Annotated in this window: 27 protein-coding genes and 1 tRNA gene; 15 read left to right on the top strand and 13 right to left on the bottom strand. The window is 58.0% G+C overall.

The genetic code is table 11. The features are described 5' to 3' along the window. The first annotated feature begins 3 nt into the window (after positions 1-3). The 7 genes from B9Z41_RS06470 (at position 4) to B9Z41_RS06440 (ending at position 6,424) form a co-directional block, all read left to right on the top strand. Positions 4-891 carry a MaoC family dehydratase N-terminal domain-containing protein gene (locus tag B9Z41_RS06470; protein ID WP_100146220.1) on the top strand — a complete coding sequence of 296 codons (888 nt, stop codon included), beginning with the start codon at positions 4-6 and terminating at the stop codon, positions 889-891. Positions 892-901: 10 nt separating this feature from the next. Further along, the gene (locus B9Z41_RS06465) at positions 902-2,086 is read left to right on the top strand and encodes a CaiB/BaiF CoA-transferase family protein (RefSeq protein WP_100146219.1); all 1,185 of its coding nucleotides are present in this window, start codon (positions 902-904) and stop codon (positions 2,084-2,086) included. 99 nt (positions 2,087-2,185) lie between these two features. Further along, positions 2,186-3,169 (top strand): tripartite tricarboxylate transporter substrate binding protein BugD, encoded by a 984-nt coding sequence (locus B9Z41_RS06460; protein ID WP_100146218.1) that lies wholly within the window; start codon positions 2,186-2,188, stop codon positions 3,167-3,169. A gap of 12 nt (positions 3,170-3,181) precedes the next feature. Continuing rightward, a complete protein-coding gene (locus B9Z41_RS06455; protein ID WP_199172951.1) occupies positions 3,182-3,772 on the top strand; it encodes a KilA-N domain-containing protein in 591 nt (196 codons plus the stop codon). 179 nt (positions 3,773-3,951) lie between these two features. After that, positions 3,952-5,613, top strand: a complete 1,662-nt coding sequence (locus tag B9Z41_RS06450; RefSeq protein WP_100146217.1) for an FAD-dependent oxidoreductase — start codon at positions 3,952-3,954, stop codon at positions 5,611-5,613. A 15-nt stretch (positions 5,614-5,628) separates the two neighbouring features. After that, positions 5,629-5,877, top strand: coding sequence for a DUF2783 domain-containing protein (locus B9Z41_RS06445; RefSeq protein WP_100146216.1), 249 nt, complete (start codon positions 5,629-5,631; stop codon positions 5,875-5,877). Between the two features lie 13 nt (positions 5,878-5,890). Then, complete coding sequence (locus tag B9Z41_RS06440; protein ID WP_100146215.1) at positions 5,891-6,424, top strand: VOC family protein; 534 nt, start codon at positions 5,891-5,893, stop codon at positions 6,422-6,424. On the opposite strand, the gene nth is transcribed toward B9Z41_RS06440, so the two are convergent. Further along, a complete protein-coding gene (gene nth, locus B9Z41_RS06435) occupies positions 6,421-7,059 on the bottom strand; it encodes an endonuclease III (RefSeq protein ID WP_100146214.1) in 639 nt (212 codons plus the stop codon). The two genes, B9Z41_RS06440 and nth, sit on opposite strands and share 4 nt — an antisense overlap. 42 nt (positions 7,060-7,101) lie before the next feature. Between nth and B9Z41_RS06430 the strand changes: the two genes are divergently transcribed. Genes B9Z41_RS06430 through B9Z41_RS06420 form a run of 3 tightly spaced genes read left to right on the top strand, consistent with a single transcriptional unit; the run spans position 7,102 to position 8,884 of the window. After that, entirely contained in the window at positions 7,102-8,292 is a 1,191-nt protein-coding gene (locus tag B9Z41_RS06430; RefSeq protein ID WP_100146213.1) for a PLP-dependent aminotransferase family protein, read from the top strand. A 30-nt stretch (positions 8,293-8,322) separates the two neighbouring features. Beyond that, positions 8,323-8,547 carry an addiction module protein gene (locus B9Z41_RS06425; RefSeq protein ID WP_158236145.1) on the top strand — a complete coding sequence of 75 codons (225 nt, stop codon included), beginning with the start codon at positions 8,323-8,325 and terminating at the stop codon, positions 8,545-8,547. 28 nt (positions 8,548-8,575) lie between these two features. Further along, positions 8,576-8,884 (top strand): type II toxin-antitoxin system RelE/ParE family toxin, encoded by a 309-nt coding sequence (locus B9Z41_RS06420; RefSeq protein WP_199172950.1) that lies wholly within the window; start codon positions 8,576-8,578, stop codon positions 8,882-8,884. Between the two features lie 3 nt (positions 8,885-8,887). On the opposite strand, the gene B9Z41_RS06415 is transcribed toward B9Z41_RS06420, so the two are convergent. After that, entirely contained in the window at positions 8,888-9,325 is a 438-nt protein-coding gene (locus tag B9Z41_RS06415; RefSeq protein ID WP_100146211.1) for a MarR family winged helix-turn-helix transcriptional regulator, read from the bottom strand. Between the two features lie 69 nt (positions 9,326-9,394). On the opposite strand from B9Z41_RS06415, the gene B9Z41_RS06410 reads away from it, so the two are divergent. Further along, positions 9,395-10,543, top strand: coding sequence for a PLP-dependent aminotransferase family protein (locus tag B9Z41_RS06410; RefSeq protein ID WP_199172949.1), 1,149 nt, complete (start codon positions 9,395-9,397; stop codon positions 10,541-10,543). Here B9Z41_RS06410 and gcvH read toward each other — a convergent pair. Further along, complete coding sequence (gene gcvH, locus B9Z41_RS06405) at positions 10,540-10,905, bottom strand: glycine cleavage system protein GcvH (RefSeq protein WP_100146210.1); 366 nt, start codon at positions 10,903-10,905, stop codon at positions 10,540-10,542. The genes B9Z41_RS06410 and gcvH overlap by 4 nt on opposite strands. A gap of 5 nt (positions 10,906-10,910) precedes the next feature. Continuing rightward, on the bottom strand, positions 10,911-12,617 hold the full coding sequence (locus B9Z41_RS06400) for an electron transfer flavoprotein-ubiquinone oxidoreductase (protein ID WP_100146209.1): 1,707 nt from the start codon (positions 12,615-12,617) through the stop codon (positions 10,911-10,913). Positions 12,618-12,727: 110 nt separating this feature from the next. Between B9Z41_RS06400 and B9Z41_RS06395 the strand changes: the two genes are divergently transcribed. Both B9Z41_RS06395 and B9Z41_RS06390 read left to right on the top strand, forming a co-directional pair. Further along, positions 12,728-13,510: an SDR family oxidoreductase gene (locus B9Z41_RS06395; protein WP_100146208.1), complete on the top strand. Its 783-nt coding sequence runs from the start codon at positions 12,728-12,730 to the stop codon at positions 13,508-13,510. Next, positions 13,507-13,929 carry a thioesterase family protein gene (locus B9Z41_RS06390; RefSeq protein ID WP_100146207.1) on the top strand — a complete coding sequence of 141 codons (423 nt, stop codon included), beginning with the start codon at positions 13,507-13,509 and terminating at the stop codon, positions 13,927-13,929. The genes B9Z41_RS06395 and B9Z41_RS06390 overlap by 4 nt, the downstream gene beginning before the upstream one ends. On the opposite strand, the gene B9Z41_RS16915 is transcribed toward B9Z41_RS06390, so the two are convergent. The 5 genes from B9Z41_RS16915 to B9Z41_RS06370 form a co-directional block, all read right to left on the bottom strand. Beyond that, entirely contained in the window at positions 13,919-14,179 is a 261-nt protein-coding gene (locus tag B9Z41_RS16915; RefSeq protein WP_158236144.1) for a YkgJ family cysteine cluster protein, read from the bottom strand. The two genes, B9Z41_RS06390 and B9Z41_RS16915, sit on opposite strands and share 11 nt — an antisense overlap. After that, positions 14,179-14,763: a peroxidase-related enzyme gene (locus B9Z41_RS06385; protein WP_100146206.1), complete on the bottom strand. Its 585-nt coding sequence runs from the start codon at positions 14,761-14,763 to the stop codon at positions 14,179-14,181. The genes B9Z41_RS16915 and B9Z41_RS06385 overlap by 1 nt, the downstream gene beginning before the upstream one ends. Positions 14,764-14,794: 31 nt before the next feature. Next, complete coding sequence (locus tag B9Z41_RS06380) at positions 14,795-15,187, bottom strand: type II toxin-antitoxin system VapC family toxin (RefSeq protein ID WP_100146205.1); 393 nt, start codon at positions 15,185-15,187, stop codon at positions 14,795-14,797. After that, a complete protein-coding gene (locus tag B9Z41_RS06375) occupies positions 15,184-15,399 on the bottom strand; it encodes an AbrB/MazE/SpoVT family DNA-binding domain-containing protein (protein ID WP_100146204.1) in 216 nt (71 codons plus the stop codon). The genes B9Z41_RS06380 and B9Z41_RS06375 overlap by 4 nt, the downstream gene beginning before the upstream one ends. Before the next feature lie 65 nt (positions 15,400-15,464). Beyond that, positions 15,465-16,019: a PAS and helix-turn-helix domain-containing protein gene (locus tag B9Z41_RS06370; RefSeq protein WP_100146203.1), complete on the bottom strand. Its 555-nt coding sequence runs from the start codon at positions 16,017-16,019 to the stop codon at positions 15,465-15,467. 88 nt (positions 16,020-16,107) lie between these two features. On the opposite strand from B9Z41_RS06370, the gene B9Z41_RS06365 reads away from it, so the two are divergent. Both B9Z41_RS06365 and B9Z41_RS06360 read left to right on the top strand, forming a co-directional pair. After that, the gene (locus B9Z41_RS06365) at positions 16,108-16,809 is read left to right on the top strand and encodes a CoA transferase subunit A (protein ID WP_100146202.1); all 702 of its coding nucleotides are present in this window, start codon (positions 16,108-16,110) and stop codon (positions 16,807-16,809) included. A gap of 9 nt (positions 16,810-16,818) precedes the next feature. Beyond that, entirely contained in the window at positions 16,819-17,457 is a 639-nt protein-coding gene (locus tag B9Z41_RS06360; RefSeq protein ID WP_100146201.1) for a 3-oxoacid CoA-transferase subunit B, read from the top strand. 103 nt (positions 17,458-17,560) lie between these two features. On the opposite strand, the gene B9Z41_RS06355 is transcribed toward B9Z41_RS06360, so the two are convergent. From B9Z41_RS06355 to B9Z41_RS06340, 4 genes are all read right to left on the bottom strand, one after another. Next, the gene (locus B9Z41_RS06355; protein ID WP_369823297.1) at positions 17,561-18,487 is read right to left on the bottom strand and encodes a Bug family tripartite tricarboxylate transporter substrate binding protein; all 927 of its coding nucleotides are present in this window, start codon (positions 18,485-18,487) and stop codon (positions 17,561-17,563) included. A gap of 115 nt (positions 18,488-18,602) precedes the next feature. After that, a complete protein-coding gene (locus tag B9Z41_RS06350; RefSeq protein WP_100146199.1) occupies positions 18,603-19,490 on the bottom strand; it encodes an oxaloacetate decarboxylase in 888 nt (295 codons plus the stop codon). Positions 19,491-19,565: 75 nt separating this feature from the next. Beyond that, positions 19,566-19,639, bottom strand: a tRNA-Gly gene (locus tag B9Z41_RS06345). 20 nt (positions 19,640-19,659) lie between these two features. After that, positions 19,660-20,562, bottom strand: a complete 903-nt coding sequence (locus B9Z41_RS06340; RefSeq protein ID WP_100146198.1) for a LysR substrate-binding domain-containing protein — start codon at positions 20,560-20,562, stop codon at positions 19,660-19,662. Between the last annotated feature and the right edge of the window lie 5 nt (positions 20,563-20,567).

The raw sequence follows: 20,567 nt of genomic DNA, 5'->3' as shown, positions 1-20,567 counted from the left end.
CCCATGAGCACGTTGCTCACGCCCGACACCCTCGCTCACTTGCAAAGCTGGCAAGGCCGCAGTGAAAGCTTGCATGACCTCATCACGCCAGCGCCGTTGCGCGCCCTCAGTGCCACGCTGGACCGTGACGATGCCGAGCCTGTGGCGGGCACCGAGTTGCCGCCGCTGTGGCACTGGTTGTTCTTTTTGCCACACCACCGTCAGTCCGAGATTGGCCCCGACGGTCATGCCAAGCGTGGTGGGTTTTTGCCGCCTGTGCCATTGCCGCGTCGCATGTGGGCAGGTGGGCGTTTGCACTGGCATGCACCGTTGCGTGTGGGTGACGAGGTGCGCCGTGTCTCCACCATCGAATCGGTCACGCACAAGGCCGGCCGCACGGGTGACTTGCTGTTTGTGTTGGTCAAACACGAGGTGCACAACGCGCACGGCTTGTGCTTGACGGAAGAGCACGACATCGTCTATCGCCCTGCTGCCCAGTCGGGTGATGCTGCACCCGCTCCGTTGTCGGCTGCGCAGCAAGTGCAGCCAGGCGCCGTGTGGCAGCGCGAGGTGGTGCCTGACGATGTGCTGCTGTTTCGCTACTCGGCGCTGACCTTCAATGGCCACCGCATCCACTACGACCGCCAGTACGTCACCCAGGTCGAGGGCTATCCCGGTTTGGTGGTGCATGGCCCCTTGATCGCCACCTTGCTGGTGGACTTGGTGCGTCGCCACAGCGATCGCCCTATGAAACGGTTTGAATTCAAAGCCCTGCGCCCCACGTTTGAGTGTGCCGATCAGCGCCACCTGCGCGTGAGCGGCCAGCCCGATGCCAGTGGCCAGCACATCCGCCTGTGGGCGCAAGACTATGCTGGTTGGCTCACCATGCAAGCCAGCGCCGAACTTGTCTGATCGATTTCTCATGACATCCCACAACCCTTCAGCCCCACACAAGCCCCGTCCGCTCGACCACATCACGGTGGTGTCGCTGGAGCACGCCATCGCGGCACCGTTTTGCACCCGCCAATTGGCCGACCTGGGTGCCCGCGTCATCAAGGTTGAGCGACCTGGTGTGGGCGACTTTGCCCGTGCGTACGACCAGCGTGCCCACGGCCAGTCATCGCACTTTGTGTGGGTCAACCGCTCCAAAGAGAGCTTGGCGCTTGACCTCAAAGACCCGCAACACCTGCACGTGCTCAAAGCCTTGTTGGCCAAGGCCGATGTGTTGGTGCAAAACCTCGCCCCCGGCGCGGCCGCGCGCATGGGGCTGGATGCGGCCACATTGATGGCGGCACAGCCACGCTTGATCGTGTGCGACATCTCGGGCTACGGCAACGACGGCCCGTACCGTGACAAGAAGGCGTATGACTTGCTGATCCAAAGCGAAGCGGGTTATTTGTCGGTCACGGGCACGCCCGAGCAGCCCAGCAAAAGCGGCAACTCGATTGCCGACATTGCAGCGGGCATGTACGCCTACACCAACATCTTGTCGGCGCTGTTGCTGCGCGACAAAACCGGGCAGGGCTCGCACATTGACGTGTCCATGCTGGAAGCCTTGAGCGAGTGGATGGGTTTTCCCATGTACTACGCCATGGACGGTGCCTCGCCACCGCCTCGTACAGGGGCCGCGCATGCCACCATTTACCCGTATGGGCCTTTCCAGGCGGGCGATGGCGCTACGGTGATGCTGGGTTTGCAAAACGAACGCGAGTGGGTGCAGTTTTGCCAACACGTGTTGCTGCAACCCGAGTTGGCGACCGATGCGCGCTTTGACAGCAATGCGCGACGCAACACCCACCGCGTGGCCTTGCAACACATCATTCTGGACAGCTTTGCCGAGTTGACCGCCGCCCAAGTGATTGAGCGGCTGGACGTGGCACACATCGCCAACGCCCGCATGAACAGCATGGCCGAGGTGTGGGCGCACCCGCAGTTGCAGGCCCGTGCGCGTTGGACCTCGGTGGGTTCACCCGCCGGGCCTATGCCTGCGTTGTTGCCGCCGGGCAAGCAAAGCAGCTTTGACTACCGCATGGATGACATTCCCTCGGTGGGCCAACACACCGAGGCGATTCTGCAAGAGTTGGGGCTGACGCTGCCGCCTCTCTGAGCTTCATCTGCAAGGGCAGGGCGGGTTAACCGGGATGTGCATGAGGGTGTGTGTGATTCACCATGCACCCCTGCGATGTCGCACACCTGAGGACCCTGGATGAAAAACACACGTTCCATTTGTCTGTTGGTTTGTTGCCTGTTTGGCGGCTGGGCGCAAGCCCAAACCACCGTGCCGAGCTATCCCGACAAACCTGTCACCTTGATCATCCCGTTCGCTGCGGGTGGCCCCACCGATGTGGTGGCACGCATGATGGCCATCCCCATGGGCAAATCGCTTGGGCAGTCGGTGCTGGTGGAAAACGTCAACGGGGCAGGCGGCACCATTGCCTCCAACCGGGTGGCGCGTGCGGCACCCAACGGTTACACCATCTACTTGCATCACATGGGCATGGCCACCGCGCCTGCCTTGTACAAAAAGCTGCCGTTCGATCCGCTCAAAGACTTCGAGTACATCGGCCAAGTGCTGGATGTGCCCATGACCTTGTTGGCGCGCAAAGACATGCCCGCCAACACCTTCCCCGAGTTGCTGGCTTACATCAAGGCCAACAAAGACAAAGTGTCTTTGGCCGATGCTGGGCTGGGCGCGGTGTCTAACCTGTGCGGCCTGTTGTTCAAGAGCATGATCGGTGTGGACATCAACACCATTCCCTACAAAGGCACAGGCCCCGCCATGAATGACTTGCTGGGTGGTCAGGTCGACATGCTGTGCGACCAAACCACGCAGACCGTGCCCATGATCAAAGAGGGCCGCGTCAAGGTGTATGGCGTCACCACCACCAAGCGGCTGGCCGCGTTGCCCAACATTCCCACGCTCGACGAGCAAGGACTCAAAGGCTTTGAAGTCAAGGTCTGGCACGGCATGTACGCGCCCAAAGGCACACCCGCACCGGTGCTTGACAAAATCAACGCCGCCTTGCGCTTTGCCATGCAAGACCCCACGGTCAAACAACGCATGGCAGACCTCAGCTCAGACATTCCACCGCTGGAAAAAATCACGCCCCAAGGTTTGAAAACCCACTTGGAGGCCGAGATCGCCAAGTGGGACCCGATCATTCGCAAGGCGGGTGTGTCAGCGGATTGAGCGGGCAGTGCTTTGGCTGAAGCCACCTTCGGGTGGCTTTTTTGCATTTGTTGGCAGATCAACAACCCAGGTTTTAATTCCCTCGAATTCGAGGGAATTAAAAACGAAGCGGGGCGAAACAGTTTCTACTTGTCGACCAAGAAATGGATTGATGCCACAGGGGCCATTGGCCTTTTGGCAAAAGCAGGGCGATACGGCGGTACGTTTGCACACAAAGACATTGCATTCGAATTTGGATCATGGCTGAGCCCGGAGTTCAAGCTATACCTCATTAAAGAGTTTCAACGTCTCAAAGACGAAGAAGCGAAGAGCACCGCGTTGGAGTGGAACTTTCAACGCACCTTGACCAAGGTGAACTACAAAATCCACACCGATGCGATCAAGGCGCACTTGATCCCCCCGCGACTGACCAAGGCACAGACGGTAACTGTGTATGCCAGTGAGGCAGATTTGTTGAACGTAGCCTTGTTTGGTGCAGCTCAACGGTATTGCTATCCGTCAGATGCGTTCGCTCGTGGGAATGAACGAAATAAAAAAATTGAGCAGCATCACAATCCCTGCTGTCAAAGCAAAAAAATAATTTTCAAGATTGACATCCAATGAGCTTGCTTCAAGGCGACACGCTGACCCAAATCTCTTTTTTCATTCTTTGAGTACAAAAGCGTAAGCTCGGTGTTACTTGGTTTGATCTCTTTGAAATTTCGATTAGAGAAACGAATTTACCAATGTTAAACTTCTGCGTGAGACATTAGCACATCTAAAAAAAGCAGGAGACATGCCCCATGGGGTCTTACACCTACCCGAAATTCGCTTACGTGCCGCCCACCGATTTGATGACCACGCCGCCGCAGCGCCGGCCTCTGGTGGTCATCGGTGCCGGGCCTGTGGGCTTGGCTGCCGCCGTGGATGCGCGTTTGCAGGGCTTGGAGGTGTTGCTGTTTGACGAGGACGACTCGGTGTCGGTGGGCTCGCGTGCCGTGTGCTACGCCAAACGCACCTTGGAAATTTTGGACCGCTTAGGGATAGGCCAACCCTTGTGCGACAAAGGCGTGAGCTGGAACATTGGGCGCACCTTTTTGCAAGAAGATGAGGTGTACCAGTTCAACCTGGTTCCAGAGCCGGGGCACAAGCGCCCCGGCATGATCAACCTGCAGCAATACTATTTGGAAGAAGCCTTGGTGGCGCGTGCGCTGGAATTGGGCGTGGACATCCGCTGGAAGTGCAAAGCGGTGGGCGTGACCTCCGAGGCCGACCATGCGGTGGTGCGCATCGAGTCGCCCGAGGGTGAGTTCAGCATCGAGGCCGACTGGCTGGTGGTGGCCGATGGGGCACGCAGCCCGATACGCCGCATGTTGGGCTTGGACATGGAAGGCCAGGTGTTCAAAGACCGCTTCTTGATTGCCGATGTGGTGATGAAAGCCGACTTTCCCGCCGAGCGTCGCTTGTGGTTTGACCCTCCGTTTCACCGGGGCCAAAGTGTGCTCTTGCACAAGCAGGCCGACAACGTGTGGCGCATTGACTTTCAACTCGGCTGGGACGCCGACCCCGAGGAAGAAACTAAGCCCGAGCGGGTGGTGCCGCGCATCCAAGCCATGCTGGGTGACGAGCGTCCGTTCGCGTTGGAGTGGGTCAGCATCTACACCTTCCAGTGCCGGCGCATGAACAAGTTCAAGCACCAGCGTTTGTTGTTTGCGGGCGATGCCGCGCACCAGGTGTCGCCGTTTGGCGCACGCGGTGCCAACTCAGGCCTGCAAGACGCCGATGGCCTGATGTGGAAGCTGGCGCTGGTCATTAAGGGTTTGGCCCCCGAGTCATTGCTGGAGAGCTACAACGACGAGCGTGTCTACGCTGCTGACGAAAACATCTTGAACTCGACCCGCTCGACCGACTTCATCACGCCCAAGAGCCCCACCAGCGTGCTGTTCAGGCAAGCGGCGCTGGAGTTGGCGCGGCATCACCCGTTTGCCCGCAAGTTGGTCAACTCGGGCCGTTTGTCGGTGCCGAGCTTCATCACCCACTCGGTGCTCAATACCCCCGACGTTGATGTGTTTGCGGGCGACATGTTGCCGGGCGCACCGATGGACGATGCGCCCATCACCTGCAACGGCCAAAGCAACTGGTTGCTCGACCAACTCGGTCATCGGTTTCAGTGCTTGGTGTATGTGGACGAGGTGGCGCAACTCGATGCCCAGACCTTGCGTGATCTGCAACGCTTGGCGCAAGATGCGGTGGCGGTAGAGCCCATCGTGGTCAGCCGTCAGGCGGGTGCGGTGGACGGCGTGACCGTGCTGGTCGATGCGCAAGGCCTGTTTGCCAAGCGCTACGACGCACAGCCTGGCAGTGCCTGGCTGGTGCGTCCTGACCAACATGTGGTGGCGCGTTGGCGCGGCGTCCACCGCGACGCGATTGCCGCCGCGCGTGACCGTGCCATTTGTAATGTGTGACGCCAGGAGCCGACCATGACACAGACCCTGAACCTCGCCCCCAACTTCAACGAAGCCGGCAAGCGCTACTTTCGCGATTTCACGCCGGGCGATGATTTTTACCAAGCCCTCATCGACACCCACCGGGGCCTGAGTGACGCACAAAGCGCCTTGGTCAACGCCAAGCTCATCTTGCTGTTGGCCAACCATGTGGGTGATATGCACGTGTTGCGTGAAGCCCTGACCCTTGCACGTGCCGATGTGGCCGCAGACATTCAACCTTGACAGGAGAACTCGCATGAAGCTCAACCGCATTCACCACGTGGCCTACCGCTGCCTTGACGCCAAAGCCACTGTGGAGTGGTACGTCAAGCACCTCCACATGGACTTTGTCTTGGCCATTGCCGAAGACCAAGTACCCAGCACCCACGCGCCCGACCCCTACATGCATGTGTTCCTCGATGCGGGACACGGCAATGTGCTCGCGTTTTTTGAGTTGCCCAACTCACCCGCGATGGGGCGTGACACCAACACGCCTGAGTGGGTGCAGCACTTGGCCTTCAAAGTCGACACCGTGGCTGAATTAGAAGAAGCCAAAGCCCGCTTGCAAGCGGCAGGCATTGCCGTGGTGGGTGTGACCGACCACACCATCTTCAAGAGCATTTACTTCTTTGACCCCAACGGTCACCGCCTCGAATTGGCATGTGACATTGGCACGCCAGAGATGTACAAAAAGCTCGACGAGGTGAAATGGGCGATGCTCGAAGAGTGGAGCCAAACCAAACGCGCGCCCAAACACGCCGCTTGGATGCACGAGAAAGAGTTGGTTTAAGGCTTCGCCGTCTTGGGTTTGAAGCTGCAACAGTCAGACACCGCGCACTGCCAGCACAAGGGCTTGCGGGCTTGGCACACATAGCGGCCATGCAAGATCAACCAATGGTGCGCGTCCACCAAGTATTCGGGTGGAATGCGCTGCATCAGCTTCATCTCCACCTCATACGGTGTTTTGCCGGGGGCCAGCCCGGTGCGGTTGCCCACTCTGAAAATGTGTGTGTCCACCGCCATGGTGGCTTCGCCAAACGCCACGTTCAACACCACGTTGGCGGTTTTGCGGCCCACGCCCGGCAGGGCTTCCAGCGCTTCACGTGTGCGCGGCACCACGCCGTAGTGTTGTTCCACCAAGAGGCGACAGGTCTCCATCAGGTGACGGGCTTTGCTGCGGTACAGACCAATGGTCTGGATGTAACGCTCCAAACTTTCAAGCCCTAAATCCAAAATTTGTTGCGGCGTGTTGGCCACCGGAAACAGCTTGCGCGTGGCCTTGTTCACCCCCACATCGGTGGCTTGCGCACTCAGCAGCACAGCGGTGAGCAACTCAAACACGCTGGTATATTCCAACTCGGTATTGGGCTGCGGATTGGCTGCTTTCAGCGTCGCAAAAAATGGCTCAATGTGCTCTTTTTTCATATTCCATCGAATCAATTGGGGTCAGAACCCAATTATCTTCCTATGCAATTTGCCGACCGCCTCAACAACGTAGAAACCTCTGCCATTCGTGAACTGTTCAAGCTGTTGGGCAAGCCCGGCATCATCAGTTTTGCCGGTGGGTTTCCAGACAGCGCCATGTTTGATGTGGAGGGCATTCGCGAAGCCAGTGCCCGTGCCTTGAGCGAAGAGCCCGGTGCTGCTTTGCAATATGGCGCTACCGAGGGCTACAACCCTTTGCGCGAACAGTTGGCCCACTTCATGGCCAGCAAGGGCGTGACGGGTTTGTCGCCCGAAGGCCTGATCGTGACCACGGGCAGCCAGCAGGCGCTCGACTTGATTGCCAAGACCTTGCTCAACCCAGGCGACGTGGCGCTGGTGGAAGGTCCTACGTTTTTGGCCACCATCCAGTGTTTCCGTTTGTATGGTCCGCACGTGTTGGGTGTGCCCATTGATGCCGACGGTGTGCAAGTGGACAAACTCGAAGAGATGATCGTGCAGCACCGACCCAAGCTGGTGTATTTGATCCCCACGTTTGGCAACCCCAGCGGAGCCATGCTGAGTTTGGAGCGTCGTTTGCGTGTGCTCGAACTGGCGGTGAAATACCAAACCGTGGTGGTGGAAGACGACCCCTACGGTGACTTGTACTTCGGTGACGCGCCGCCGCCTTCGTTGCTGGCCTTGAGCGACCGCGTGTCGGGCAGCCGTGATTGGTTGGTGCACTGCGGCTCGCTGAGCAAAGTGCTGTCACCCGGCTTGCGTTTGGGCTGGATGATTGCGCCGCCCGAGTTGTTGGCACGCGCCACCATGTGCAAGCAGTTCAGCGACGCTCACACGTCGACTTTTGCGCAAGCCACGGCGGCGCAGTACCTCAAGGCAGGCCGCATGCCCGCCACGCTGGCCACGGTGCGTCGTGTGTATGGTGAGCGCGCGCATGCCATGGGCGAAGCGCTGCGCCGTGAGATGGGCGACGCCTTGACCTTCACCCAACCGCAGGGTGGCCTGTTCTTCTGGGCCAACCTCACCGGGGCAGGTGGCAAAGTGAAAGATGGCAACGAATTGGCCAAGCGTGCGATTGAAAAAGGCGTGGCCTTTGTGCCAGGCGCGCCGTTCTTTGCCAACGACCCAGACACCAGCGCCATTCGCTTGAGCTTTGCCACCGCCGATGTGGCCAAAATTCAAGAAGGCATTGCGCGGTTGGGAACGGCGCTGTGATTTAAGATGATTCGCACACGAGGGGACGCCATGGAACTTCACGAATTAACCCAACTCTCAACGCAAGATCGCCTACAGGCGATGGAGTTGCTATGGCAGTCGTTCTCAGAGCAACAAGGCGTTGATCTGATTCCAGCATGGCATCAGCAAGTGCTGAATGACCGAATGGCCCGCATGCAAGCTGGGGTTGAAAAAACAACGCCATGGCAGACCGCAAAAGACCGCCTGCGTGAGCTGACCCGAGCTGCTACCTGATCCGTGTTGGCAAAGAGGAGAAATCCTTTTGAATGGTTGTAACAGCATCAGCATCACAGATGCTGCGCAAGACGATTTATTGGCTGGCTTTTGGTTTTATCAGGCTCAGCTTGCGGGTTTGGGTGCCTACTTTCTTGATAGCTTATCGGCAGACATTGACTCGCTCATCATTCATGCGGGTGTTCATGCCAACAGCAATGGTGTTTACCGTAGTCTTGGAAGCCGTTTCCCCTACGCTATTTACTACCTTGTTCAAAGTGATGCGGTCACTGTGATCGCAGTTTTAGACACAAGACGTGACCCCGCTTGGACGCGTTCGAAACTTGCCACGCGCTAGGTGTTAACTGTTGGCTTGGTTGCTCAAAACACCCATCACTGCCAGCCAACCGGCTTGGGCCTTCGGGCCTGCTTGGTCAAAAGCCGCTTGCAACTGCTTGACTTGGGTGCCGGTCAGTTGTGCTTCTAGCTGCGCGCCTGCTTTGGTCAGCACCAATTGGCGCACGCGCCCATCATGGGCGGCAGTGTTGTTGGCGATCAGTCCCATTTCAATGAGTTGACGCAAGGGCGCGTTCAAGGCTTGCTTGCTGACCTTGAGCGTGGCCAGCAGATCGTTGACCGTGGTGTGCGGTCGTGCCCCCACAAAGTACAAGATGCGGTGGTGCACCCGGCTGAGTCCGCGCTTGTCGAGCATGCGGTCGGGCTGCTCAGTGAAAGCACGGTACGCAAAATACATCTGCTCAATGGCTTGACTGGATGGCGTACTGGATAGGTCAATCATGTTGACATGATAAGTGGGTTTGCTTTAAGATAAAAGGTCAATAAGATTGACATTTATCGGATCATTGCCATGAACCTCCACCTGTCTGCACGTGTTCAAGATTTACATGCTTCTCCGATCCGCGAAATTCTGGCGGTTATCGACCAACCGGGCATGGTCTCTTTTGCCGGTGGCCTGCCCGCACCCGATAGTTTTCCGTCGTTCAGTCTTGAAGGTATGCCACCCGACGTGTTGCAGTACGGTGGGAGCGAGGGCGAGTGGGATTTGCGCCAACACATTGCGCGTGACTTGAACACCCAGGGCTTGCCTTGTGATCCCGAGCAGGTGCTGGTGCTGTCTGGCTCACAGCAGGGCATTGACTTGGTCGCCAAGTTGTTCATCGATCCAGGCACACCCGTGGCGGTGGAGTCACCCACCTACTTAGCTGCGTTGCAGGTGTTTCGCTTTTTTGGCGCACGCTTTGTGGCCTACGACCCTGCAATGATCAATGCCAAAGCATGGCGTGCCGACAAGCCTGCATTTGCGTATGCCATTCCTACCTTTCAAAACCCCACGGGGCGCTGCCTCAGCCACGACGAGCGCGAGGCCTTGGCCAATGCATGCGATGCCTCTGACACGCCTTTGTTCGAAGACGATCCGTACCGTGATTTGGTGTACGACGCTTGTGACCGCAGCCCCGTGTGTGCGCGTCTTCAAAAAGCACCTTGGGTGTACCAGGGCTCGTTCTCCAAAAGCCTGGCACCGGGCTTGCGGCTGGGGTATTTGGTGGCGTCACCTTCTTTGCTACCGCTGCTGACCCGGTTGAAGCAAGCCGCCGATTTGCACAGCAACCGCATGAGCCAGTGGTTGGTGTTGCAGCAATTGCGCGATCCTGCACGCGGCCTGCGCTTGGAGGCCTTGGCCCAGCGCTATGGCGCGCGCCGTGATGCGTTTGATGCTGCGCTGCATCGGCACTTGGGGCATCTGGCGACTTGGCAAAAGCCAGCAGGCGGCTTGTTTTTTTGGCTCACACTGCGCCAGCCCATCGACACGCGTGCGTTGCTGCCGTTGGCGATTGAGCGCGGCGTGGCGTTTATGCCGGGAGAGCCGTTCATGCCCGCCCCCACGCAGGGCACAGGCCAGCTTCGTTTGAATTTCAGCCATGCCAACGAAGCACAAACCGAGCGTGGTTTGGCCGTGCTCGCAGAGCTGATTCAAGCTCAAGGCGTGGGTGTTTAACCCGTGTGTGCTTGGTAGGCTGCGGCGTCCATCAAGCTGTCGAGTTCTTGTGGGGCACTCAACTGCACTTTGTAAAACCAACCTGCGCCTTCTGGGTCGCTGTTGGCCAATGACGGGTCGGCGCGCAAGGCTTCATTGACTTCTGTCACTGTGCCGCTGGCTGGCATGTGCACGTCAGCGGCCGCTTTGACCGACTCCACCACACCGGCCACGCTGCCTTGGGCAAAGGTTTTACCCACCTCTGCGAAGTCGACAAACACGATGTCGCCGAGAGTATCTTGGGCATGGGTGGTGATGCCGACCGTGGCCGAGCCGCCGTCGATGCGAACCCAGGTATGTTCTTGGTGGTATTTGTGGGTCATAACAATCACATGCCGCTGTAGTTGGGGCCGCCACCGCCTTCGGGTGTGACCCAGACGATGTTTTGGGTGGGGTCTTTGATGTCGCAGGTTTTGCAGTGCACGCAGTTTTGTGCGTTGATTTGCAAGCGGTCCGAGTTGTCGTCGTTCTTGACAAACTCATACACACCGGCCGGGCAGTAGCGGCTCTCGGGCCCTGCGTATTGCGCCAGGTTGATGTGCACGGGCACGGTGGCGTCTTTGAGTGTCAGGTGCGCGGGCTGGTTCTCTTCGTGGTTGGTGTTGCTGATGAACACCGAACTCAGACGGTCAAAGGTGAGCTGACCATCGGGTTTGGGGTAATCAATCTTGGCGCATTCGGCGGCGGGCTTGAGGCTCAGATGGTCCGGCTTGTGGCCATGCAGGGTCCACGGCGGCGTGTCGATGCCGATCTTGGGCAACAGCCACTGCTCAATGCCGGTCATCAGGGTACCCACGGCCATGCCTTTTTTGAACCACAGTTTGAAGTTGCGGTACTTGTCCAACTCACGGGCCAGCCAGCTGGCTTCAAAGGCCTGGGGGTAGGCACTCAATTCGTCGCTGCTGCGGCCTGCGGTCACAGCTTCGAACGCCGCTTCACCGGCCAAGGCGCCGCTCTTGATGGCGGCATGGCTGCCTTTGATGCGTGCGGCGTTGAGGTAACCCGCATCGCAGCCGATCAATGCCCCACCTGGGAACACCGTTTTGGGCAAGGCCTGAGGCGTCCCGTTGTTGATGGCGCGTGCGCCATAGCCAATGCGTTTGCCGCCTTCCAGGTGGGCGCGAATCGCAGGGTGCGTTTTCCAGCGCTGCATTTCTTCGAATGGGCTGAGCCAGGGGTTTTTGTAGTCGAGACCGAGCACGAAGCCCAGGGTGACCTTGTTGTCTTCCAGGTGGTACAGAAAGCCACCACCAAAGGTGTCGTCTTGCATGGGCCAGCCCGAGGTGTGTACCACCAGACCGGGTTTGGCTTTGGCGGGGTCCACTTCCCACAGCTCTTTGATGCCGATGGCGTAGGTCTGCGCATCGCGACCTTGGTTGAGTTTGTATTTGGCAATCACTTGTTTGCCAAGGTGACCCCGTGCGCCTTCTGCAAACACGGTGTATTTGGCATGCAACGCCATGCCGAGCTGGAAGTTGTCGGTGGGTTCACCGTCTTTGCCAATGCCTAGGTTGCCGGTGGCCACGCCCTTGACTGAAGCGACACCACCATGTGCGGCAGCATCGTCGTTGTAGAGCACCTCGGCAGCGGCAAAGCCTGGAAAGATTTCCACGCCAATCGACTCGGCGTGTGCTGCCATCCACTTCACCACATTGCTCAACGACACCACATAGCACCCGTCGTTGTGGAAGTTGCGTGGCATCAACCAGTTTGGGGTGCGGGTGGCACCTGTTTCGGTCAACATCAACAAATCGTCGCCTGTGACCTCTTGGTTCAGGGGGCAACCCAGTTCTTTCCAGTTGGGAATCAACTCGGTCAGTGCTTGGGGGTCCATCACCGCCCCCGACAAGATGTGCGCGCCGGGCTCTGAGCCTTTTTCGAGCACCACCACCGACACGTCTTGGCCGCTTTCGTTGGCCAGTTGTTTGATGCGAATGGCCGTGGCCAAACCGCCGGGCCCGCCACCGACGACGACCACGTCGTATTCCATGGCTTCACGCGGACCGAACTGGGCGAGGATGTCTTGTGGGGTCATGTGGAGAGTCTCAAGCAGTTGTCAGAATTGCGACTGATTTTATGCGGTGTCTCAGCGTGCCCCTCATGGGCGCTTGTCATAATGAAACGACACATCAGCAGGAGACATTCATGGCGTACAGCATTGATTTATCGGGTCGCGTGGCCTTGGTCACCGGCGCATCCAGCGGCTTGGGTATGCAGTTTGCCAAAACCTTGTCGCGTGCAGGGGCCGCCGTGGTGCTGGCCAGTCGCCGGGTTGAAAAGCTCAAGTCGCTGCGAGCCGAGATCGAGGCCGAGGGTGGCGACGCTCACGTGGTGGTGCTGGATGTCACGGATTTAGACAGCATCAAGTCTGCGGTCGCACACGCTGAAACCGAGGTCGGCAGCATCGACATTTTGGTCAACAACTCGGGTGTGAGCACCATGCAGCGGGTGCAAGACATCAGCGAAGAAGACTTTGACTTCATCTTTGACACCAACGTCAAAGGCTCGTTCTTTGTGGCGCAAGAAGTGGGCAAGCGCATGTTGGCGCGTGCCAAGGGCGCGGCGCCTGGCAGCTACACCGGTGGGCGCATCATCAACATCGCTTCGGTGGGTGGGCTCAAGGCCTTGCCGCAAATTGGCGCTTATTGCATGAGCAAAGCAGCCGTGGTGCAAATGACCAAGGTGTTGGCCGTGGAGTGGGGGCGCTTTGGCATCAACGTCAACGCCATTTGCCCGGGCTACATCGACACCGAAATCAACCACCACCACTGGGAAACCGAACAAGGCCAAAAGTTGGTCAATATGTTTCCGCGCAAACGTGTGGGTCAGGTGCAAGATCTGGATGCCTTGCTGGTGATGTTGGCCAGCGCTGAAAGCAACTTCATCAACGGTGCCATCATGACGGCGGATGATGGGTTTTCTTTATGAAGTTTGAAATTCCAGCACACAAAAAACTGGTGCACCAAATGACGATCCCCATCCGATGGGGCGACATGGATGCCATGGGGCATGTGAACAACACCACGTATTTCCGCTACCTAGAGACCATTCGCATCGACTGGTTTCATGCCATTGGCACAGGCCCCGACCCCACAGGCTGTGGCCCGGTGATCGTGAATGCGTTTTGCAACTTTTACAAACAGCTTGAATACCCGGGCGATGTGCTGATGAAGATGTACACCAGCGACCCCGGGCGCACCACTTTTGAGTCGTGGGCCACCATGGAGTTGGTGGATCAGCCTGGGGTGATTTATGCGGCGGGTGGTGCCACCACGATATGGGTGGATTTCCCCAAACAAAAAGCAATTGAATTGCCAGATTGGGTGCGCGCGATCGTCACGCCCTAGGCGTTGTTGCTGCCTCAAGTTGCGTGAGCCACAGCATGGCCGTTGTGGCGTCAGTGCCGCACATCTCCGCAGAAGGTTGCAGCCCACCGCAAAACCCTGGGCGTTGCGGGGTGCCAAACACGGCGCAGCGCATGTTGGGCAGCAACTGAACGCAGGGCACACCTGCTGGTTTGCCGTGTGGCATGCCAGGCAGTGGGCTGGTGATGGACGGTGCAATGCAGCACGCGCCACAGCCGCTACGGCACTGCATTACTTTTGCTTGGGCGCGCGACCCAACAGATAGAACTCGGGGTTGGGCATCATGCTGCTGAAGCTGGCCATGCGGTTGCTGAGGCCAAAAAAAGCGGTGATGGCTGCAATGTCCCAAATGTCTTCGTCGTTGAACCCATGGGCGTGCAGGGCAGCAAAGTCGGCATCTTCTACGGTGTGGCTGTGCAGGCACACCTTCATCGCAAAGTCGAGCATGGCGCGCTGGCGTGGCGTGATGTCGGCCTTGCGGTAGTTGACGGCCACTTGGTCTGCCACCAAGGGCTTTTTCTCGTAAATGCGCAAGATGGCACCGTGTGCCACCACGCAGTACAGGCAGTTGTTGGCCGCGCTGGTGGTGGTGACGATCATCTCTCGGTCACCCTTGGTCAAGTTGCTGTCGCGTCCCACGGTCTCTGGCAGCATCAATGCATCGTGGTAGGCAAAGAAAGCACGCCATTCGGCGGGGCGACGGGCCAGGGCCAAAAACACATTGGGCACAAAGCCCGCTTTGTCTTGAACTTCCAAGATCTTGGTGCGAATGTCTTCGGGCAGGTCTGTGAGTTCGGGGTGGGGGTAGCGGTGCATGTGGTGGTGTGCTCAGGGCGCAGTTGAGGGTTTAAGGTTTGGCGAAATAAGTGACCTGTGGCAACTTGGCAAAGTGCGCGTCGCAAGTGATGAGCTGTGCACCTTTGTATTGCGCCGTGGCGTACACAATGGCATCTGCTGTTGTCAATTTGTGTTCGCGGTGTAGCGACGCAGCAAGCAAGGCAATGTTGGTGTCGAGTGGAACGACTAGACACTTCTGGGTGTAGGCCAGCACTTGATCGGCTTCATCTTCGCCCACTTCGCGAGCCATCCACTTGGCAAGTTCCAACTGAACCATGGTTGGCACGACGCAATGCTTTTGATCCGGAAAATGAGCGCCAATTTTTCTGCCCAAGGGGCTGTCGATCAACCATTCCACCCACGCAGAGGTATCGACCACACAAAGTGGCGAGGAGGTGCTCAAACCCGGTCCTTGCGGTCACGTACGTTATGCGTCTTGGCCCCTTTGGCAATGCCCCGCAATTGTTTCAATTCAGGTGCGGGCATCATCAGCATGCCTTTGCCTTTAGGGATGAAAACAAACTCTTGGCCTGCTTCCCAATGCTGTTCTTCTCGAACTGCCTTGGGGATAGAGATTTGGAACTTACTCGACAGAGTGGTAGTGATGGTTTGCATGGTGTTTTTATCGATCGGACTTTGGTAAGAATACAAGGTTTTGTAGCTCTTGTCACGCTGCTTTCTTATCCCACCAACAGCTTGTGCACCAAGTCTGCTGTGGTGGACGCTTTGTATTTGCGCATCAGCTTGGCGCGGTAAATCTCAACGGTGCGGTGGCTGATGGCCAGGGCTTTGCCAATTTCTTTGGAGGTCATGCCGTCCATCAAGAAGGCGGCCACTTCGCGCTCGCGGGCTGTCAACTCGGCGCGTACCGGGCGGTGGGCGCTCAAGTCTTCAAAGCTCCAAATGCCCGCTTCATGCGGGGCTTCGCGGTTGAGTGCGCGACCGGTGACATGGCACCAAAAGGGCTCGCCTTTGAAGCGACCGTCGATACGCTTCATCACCCGGTCGTCGGCGTACAGACCCTTGGCGTTCAAGATGGGTTCAATGCGTGCGCCTGTGCGTTCGTACTCGTCGGCACTGGGATAGAGCAGTTGGAACGATTGCCCAATCAACTGCTCGCGAGGTGCACCAAACATGTCGCACAGGCGTTGGTTGCAGTCCACCATCGTGCGGTTGCGTGACAGCACCAAGCCAATCGGGGCGAGGTCAAAGGCGAGGCGGTAATCAATCTTCATGGCGAGCGGGGGTCTGTGCTTACGGAAAACTACGTAGCGTCTTACGTAGTATCGTAGCGCCATCTTGTAGAACCTTTTGGAGCATCTCTTGAACAAAGTTTTTCCATCCGCTGAGGCGGCACTCAAGGACATCGTGGCCGACGGTCAACTGATGGCCGTTGGTGGGTTTGGCCTGTGCGGCATTCCTGAAGCGCTGATTGACGCCTTGCGCGACTCTGGCGTGAAAGACCTGACGGTGATTTCCAACAACGCAGGGGTCGACGGTTTTGGCCTGGGCAAATTGCTGGAAACACGCCAGATCAAAAAAATGATTTCCAGCTACGTGGGCGAGAACAAAGAGTTCGAACGTCAGTATTTGGCCGGTGAGTTGGAGTTGGAGTTCACGCCCCAAGGCACCTTGGCTGAAAAGCTGCGTGCGGGCGGTGCAGGCATTCCCGCCTTCTTCACCAAAACCGGTGTGGGCACTTTGGTGGCCGAAGGCAAAGAGCTGCGTGAGTTTGACGGCGAAACCTATGTGATGGAGCGCTCGTTGGTGCCCGAGATTGCCTTGATCAAGGCCGATGTGGCTGACCGCTCGGGCAACCTGCGCTTCAACATGACGGCACGCAACTTCAACCCTGCAGCGGCCACCGCTGGCAAGATTTGTGTGGTGGAAGTCGAGCGCATTGTGGCCACGGGTGAGTTGGCCCCGGATGACATCCATTTGCCGGGTATCTATGTGCACCGCATCGTGCACAACCCGAATCCCGAAAAACGCATTGAAAAGCGCACCACCCGCGACCGCAAATAAGGAATTGACATGGCTTGGACTCAAGACGAAATGGCCGCACGTGCGGCAAGCGAACTGCAAGATGGTTTTTATGTGAACCTCGGCATTGGCATTCCAACGCTGGTGGCCAACCACGTGCCCGACCACGTGGAAGTGTGGCTGCAAAGCGAAAACGGCATGTTGGGCATTGGCCCGTTTCCCTACGAGGATGAGGTTGACGCCGACTTGATCAACGCGGGCAAGCAAACTGTGACCACCATGAAGGGCTCGGCCATTTTTGGCAGCGACCAATCTTTTGCCATGATCCGTGGCGGCAAGATCAACCTCTCGATCCTGGGCGCGATGCAGGTGAGCGAGAAGGGCGACTTGGCCAACTGGATGATCCCCGGCAAGATGATCAAGGGCATGGGCGGCGCGATGGACCTGGTGGCGGGCGTCAAGCGCGTGATCATCTTGATGGAGCATGTGGCCAAGAAAAAAGATGGCACCGAAGACCTGAAAATTTTGCCCAGCTGCACCTTGCCTTTGACAGGTCTGGGTGTGGTGGACCGCATCATCACCGACTTGGCCATCATGGACGTGGTGCCCGAAGGCCTCAAGATTGTTGAGCTGGCGCCCGGCGTGTCGCGTGAGTTTGTGCAGAGCAAGACCGGCGTGCAGCTGATCTAAAGCTCACGCCCGCGCATGGCGTGTACGCATGCTGTGCCATGACAAACGCCCGACACAGTCGGGCGTTTTGCTTGAAGGGGCGGATTGAAGGGGGGGCTAGCGGTCAGTCGGCCTTGATGTTGGCGGCTTTCACCACGGTGCCAAAACGTGCCAGATCGCGTTTGATGTCTTCGCCAAACTTTTCAGAGCTGCCAGGTGTGGCCGTGATGCCCATGCCGCTCAAGCGCTCGCGCACTTCAGGATCTTGCAGCACCACATTGAGTTCGGCGTTGAGTTTGTCCACGATGGCTTTGGGCATCTTGGCGGGGCCCAGCAGGCCGACCCAAGAGTTGATGTCGAAGTCCGCCACACCGTTTTCGATGAAGGTGGGCACCTCGGGCAGTGAGGGGGCACGCTGTGCGCTGGACACCGCAACGGCGTGCAGCTTGCCTGACTTGACGTGTGGAATGGCTCCTGCAATGGCGGTGTAGACCAGTGGAATATTGCCACCCAGCACATCGGTCATGGCTTGACCACCGCCTTTGTAGGGAATGTGAACCAAGTTGGCACCGGTGCGCATCTTCAACAGCTCGCCTGCGATGTGGGGTGTGCCGCCGGTGCCCGATGTGCCGTATGACAAGCCGCCCGGCTGGCTCTTGGACAAGGCGATCACGTCTTTGAGGGTCTTGGCTTGAAAGCCGGGGTGGGACACCAAGATCAACACCGCATCACCAATCTTGCCAATGGGGGCCAAGTCTTTCACGGTGTCATAGCCCACCTTGGCAAACACGTGGGGGTTGATGACCAAGGTGCCATCAAAACCCAGCAGCAAGGTGTAGCCATCGGGTTCCGCGGCTGTCACCATCTGCGTGCCAATGTTGCCCGAGGCACCGGGTTTGTTGTCGACCACCACCTGTTGACCCAGACGTTTGGAGAGTTGCTCTGCAATCAACCGACCACTGGTATCGGTCACGCCACCAGGGGTGAATGGCACGATCAGGCGAATGGGCTTGGTCGGGTAGTTGCTTTGCGCGTGGCTGCTGGGGGCCATCAGCCCCAGGCATGTGGCACTGAGTGCCAGCAAAGTCGCTGGCAGATGGCGTCGCTTGAGAGCAAGGGGTGAGCGTGTGGTGTGTGGTGACATAGGGGGCCTCAAAGCGGCTTGTTCAGGGTGTTTCGGGGTATGTTTTTTCAAACGCCCACACCTCTTCAAAGCCCATTAGGCGTGTGAGTTCTGCAAAGTCATACAGGGGCGTGTTGCCACCCGCAGAAGATCCGGTGTGTCGAATTTGCTGGTACACGCTGGTCATGGCCTGTACGGCTGCGAGCATGGCGCTGACCGGAAAGATCGCCAGTTTGTAGCCCAACGATTCCAGCTCGGCCTGGCTCAAGACCGGCGTGCGTCCATGTTCCACCATATTGGCCACCAACGGCAAGTCAAAGTGTTGACCAATGCGGCGCATTTCTTCTTCGGACTCGGGCGACTCGACAAACAGCACATCGGCACCAGCTTTGGCATAGGCCTCAGCCCGACGCAGTGCTTCGTCCAGCCCGAGTGAGGTGCGTGCATCGGTGCGGGCGATGATCAAGAAGTCTTTCGAGTGGCGACTGTCCACAGCCACTTGAATTTTGCGCACCATGTCTTGCATGGGGATCACACGACGCCCGGGTGTGTGGCCGCATTTCTTGGGGAACTCTTGGTCTTCCAGTTGAATCGCCGCAGCGCCTGCGCGTTCATAACCTTGCACCGTGTGTCGGATGTTGAGCAAGCCGCCGTAGCCGGTGTCGCCATCGGCGATCAGCGGTGTGCGGGCCATACCGGCCATGGCTTGCACGCGGTTGAGCATGTCCGAATAAGTGGCCAATCCCGCGTCAGGCAGACCCAGGTGTGATGCCACCGTGCCAAAGCCCGTCATGTAGAGCGCGTCAAAGCCCATGGCATCGGCCAGACGCAAAGACACCATGTCAAACACGCCAGGGGCGACGACTAAGCCAGGTTGTTGAAATCGTTGGCGCAGCGCGCCGGAGGAGGTGTGAGTGACTTGGTCATGCATTCAATGATGATTGCACAAAGCAACAAGCCCCTAAGTACTCGGTTTCCTTAGAGGCTTGTGGTGTGACACTGAATGTGGAGCGGGTGATGGGAATCGAACCCACGCTATTTGCTTGGGAAGCAAAAGTTCTACCATTGAACTACACCCGCGTAGATGCAATTGTAACGATTCAGTGGGTGGCTGGAGCGATGTCGGTTTGACTCAACAGCCATTCACGAAACGCACGCACCTTCTCTAAGTTTTTTTCCACCGCGCGGTACGACAGGAAGTGTGTCTCTTGCAAGATGGGTTCAAACTCATCGACGCCGACCACCACCAAATCGCCTCGGTTGATCTCGCGCTCTGCCAAACGCGTGCTCTCCAGCGCTACGCCCATGCCATCGGCTGCAGCCGAAATCGACATGGCAGCTCGGTCAAACGAAGGGCGCGGCCGCGTAGGTAACGCAAGCCCATTGAGTGCAAACCAGTTGGACCATTTGACGCGATTGAGCTGCGATTCAATCAACACCAGCTCGGGCATTTGCTGGCGTGCTGTGCGCTCGGGCGACAGCAGCAAGGGTGCGCACATGGGCACAATTTTTTCTTGCCCCAAAGCGTGCGACACCACGCCCTTGCGCGGAGGGGGCTCGTTGTACGAAATCACCACATCCAGTTCTTTGGTGCGTGAGAGGTCAATTTGCTCGGCCCCTGAGGTCAAACGAAGGGTGATGTCCGGGCAGGCTTTGACGAATTCGGGCAGCCTGGGGCCCAGCCACTTGACCGCAAAGCTGGCGGCACAGTAGATGGCCAAGATTTGTTCTTGCGGGGCAAGCCGCACTTCGTCGCAAGCGGTCTCAATGGTTTCAAACACGCGGCTCAAGCTCTCCAGCAAGCGTCGGCCTTCAGAGGTGAGTTCAACCCGGCGGTTTTGCCGCACAAACAGTTTGCGCCCAAAGTAACTTTCCAATTCGCGAATCTGATGGCTCACCGCCGAGGGGGTGATGCACAGTTCGTCGCTGGCCATGCTGAAGCTCTCGGTGCGAGCGGCGGCTTCAAAGGCATGCAGCAAAGAAAATTTGGGGATACGGCGCATCACTG

The sequence above is a fragment of the Limnohabitans sp. JirII-31 genome, from assembly GCF_002778315.1.
GTDB lineage: Bacteria > Pseudomonadota > Gammaproteobacteria > Burkholderiales > Burkholderiaceae_C > Limnohabitans.
The sequence above is the reverse complement of the archived record's forward strand: the minus strand, read 5'-3'. Positions and strand labels throughout refer to the sequence as shown.

Bases quoted from the DNA above. Each gene is read 5' to 3' on its own strand.
- B9Z41_RS06415 (WP_100146211.1), bottom strand. From the start codon at position 9,325: ATGATTGACCTATCCAGTACGCCATCCAGTCAAGCCATTGAGCAGATG.
- B9Z41_RS06395 (WP_100146208.1), top strand. From the start codon at position 12,728: ATGGCGTACAGCATTGATTTATCGGGTCGCGTGGCCTTGGTCACCGGC.
- B9Z41_RS06445 (WP_100146216.1), top strand. From the start codon at position 5,629: ATGACACAGACCCTGAACCTCGCCCCCAACTTCAACGAAGCCGGCAAG.
- B9Z41_RS06470 (WP_100146220.1), top strand. From the start codon at position 4: ATGAGCACGTTGCTCACGCCCGACACCCTCGCTCACTTGCAAAGCTGG.
- B9Z41_RS06425 (WP_158236145.1), top strand. From the start codon at position 8,323: ATGGAACTTCACGAATTAACCCAACTCTCAACGCAAGATCGCCTACAG.
- B9Z41_RS06410 (WP_199172949.1), top strand. From the start codon at position 9,395: ATGAACCTCCACCTGTCTGCACGTGTTCAAGATTTACATGCTTCTCCG.
- B9Z41_RS06340 (WP_100146198.1), bottom strand. From the start codon at position 20,562: ATGCGCCGTATCCCCAAATTTTCTTTGCTGCATGCCTTTGAAGCCGCC.
- B9Z41_RS06430 (WP_100146213.1), top strand. From the start codon at position 7,102: ATGCAATTTGCCGACCGCCTCAACAACGTAGAAACCTCTGCCATTCGT.
- B9Z41_RS06440 (WP_100146215.1), top strand. From the start codon at position 5,891: ATGAAGCTCAACCGCATTCACCACGTGGCCTACCGCTGCCTTGACGCC.
- nth (WP_100146214.1), bottom strand. From the start codon at position 7,059: ATGAAAAAAGAGCACATTGAGCCATTTTTTGCGACGCTGAAAGCAGCC.
- B9Z41_RS06375 (WP_100146204.1), bottom strand. From the start codon at position 15,399: ATGCAAACCATCACTACCACTCTGTCGAGTAAGTTCCAAATCTCTATC.
- B9Z41_RS06460 (WP_100146218.1), top strand. From the start codon at position 2,186: ATGAAAAACACACGTTCCATTTGTCTGTTGGTTTGTTGCCTGTTTGGC.
- B9Z41_RS06390 (WP_100146207.1), top strand. From the start codon at position 13,507: ATGAAGTTTGAAATTCCAGCACACAAAAAACTGGTGCACCAAATGACG.
- B9Z41_RS06400 (WP_100146209.1), bottom strand. From the start codon at position 12,617: ATGACCCCACAAGACATCCTCGCCCAGTTCGGTCCGCGTGAAGCCATG.
- B9Z41_RS06360 (WP_100146201.1), top strand. From the start codon at position 16,819: ATGGCTTGGACTCAAGACGAAATGGCCGCACGTGCGGCAAGCGAACTG.
- gcvH (WP_100146210.1), bottom strand. From the start codon at position 10,905: ATGACCCACAAATACCACCAAGAACATACCTGGGTTCGCATCGACGGC.
- B9Z41_RS06450 (WP_100146217.1), top strand. From the start codon at position 3,952: ATGGGGTCTTACACCTACCCGAAATTCGCTTACGTGCCGCCCACCGAT.
- B9Z41_RS06370 (WP_100146203.1), bottom strand. From the start codon at position 16,019: ATGAAGATTGATTACCGCCTCGCCTTTGACCTCGCCCCGATTGGCTTG.
- B9Z41_RS06385 (WP_100146206.1), bottom strand. From the start codon at position 14,763: ATGCACCGCTACCCCCACCCCGAACTCACAGACCTGCCCGAAGACATT.
- B9Z41_RS06355 (WP_369823297.1), bottom strand. From the start codon at position 18,487: ATGGCCCCCAGCAGCCACGCGCAAAGCAACTACCCGACCAAGCCCATT.
- B9Z41_RS06465 (WP_100146219.1), top strand. From the start codon at position 902: ATGACATCCCACAACCCTTCAGCCCCACACAAGCCCCGTCCGCTCGAC.
- B9Z41_RS06350 (WP_100146199.1), bottom strand. From the start codon at position 19,490: ATGCATGACCAAGTCACTCACACCTCCTCCGGCGCGCTGCGCCAACGA.
- B9Z41_RS16915 (WP_158236144.1), bottom strand. From the start codon at position 14,179: ATGCAGTGCCGTAGCGGCTGTGGCGCGTGCTGCATTGCACCGTCCATC.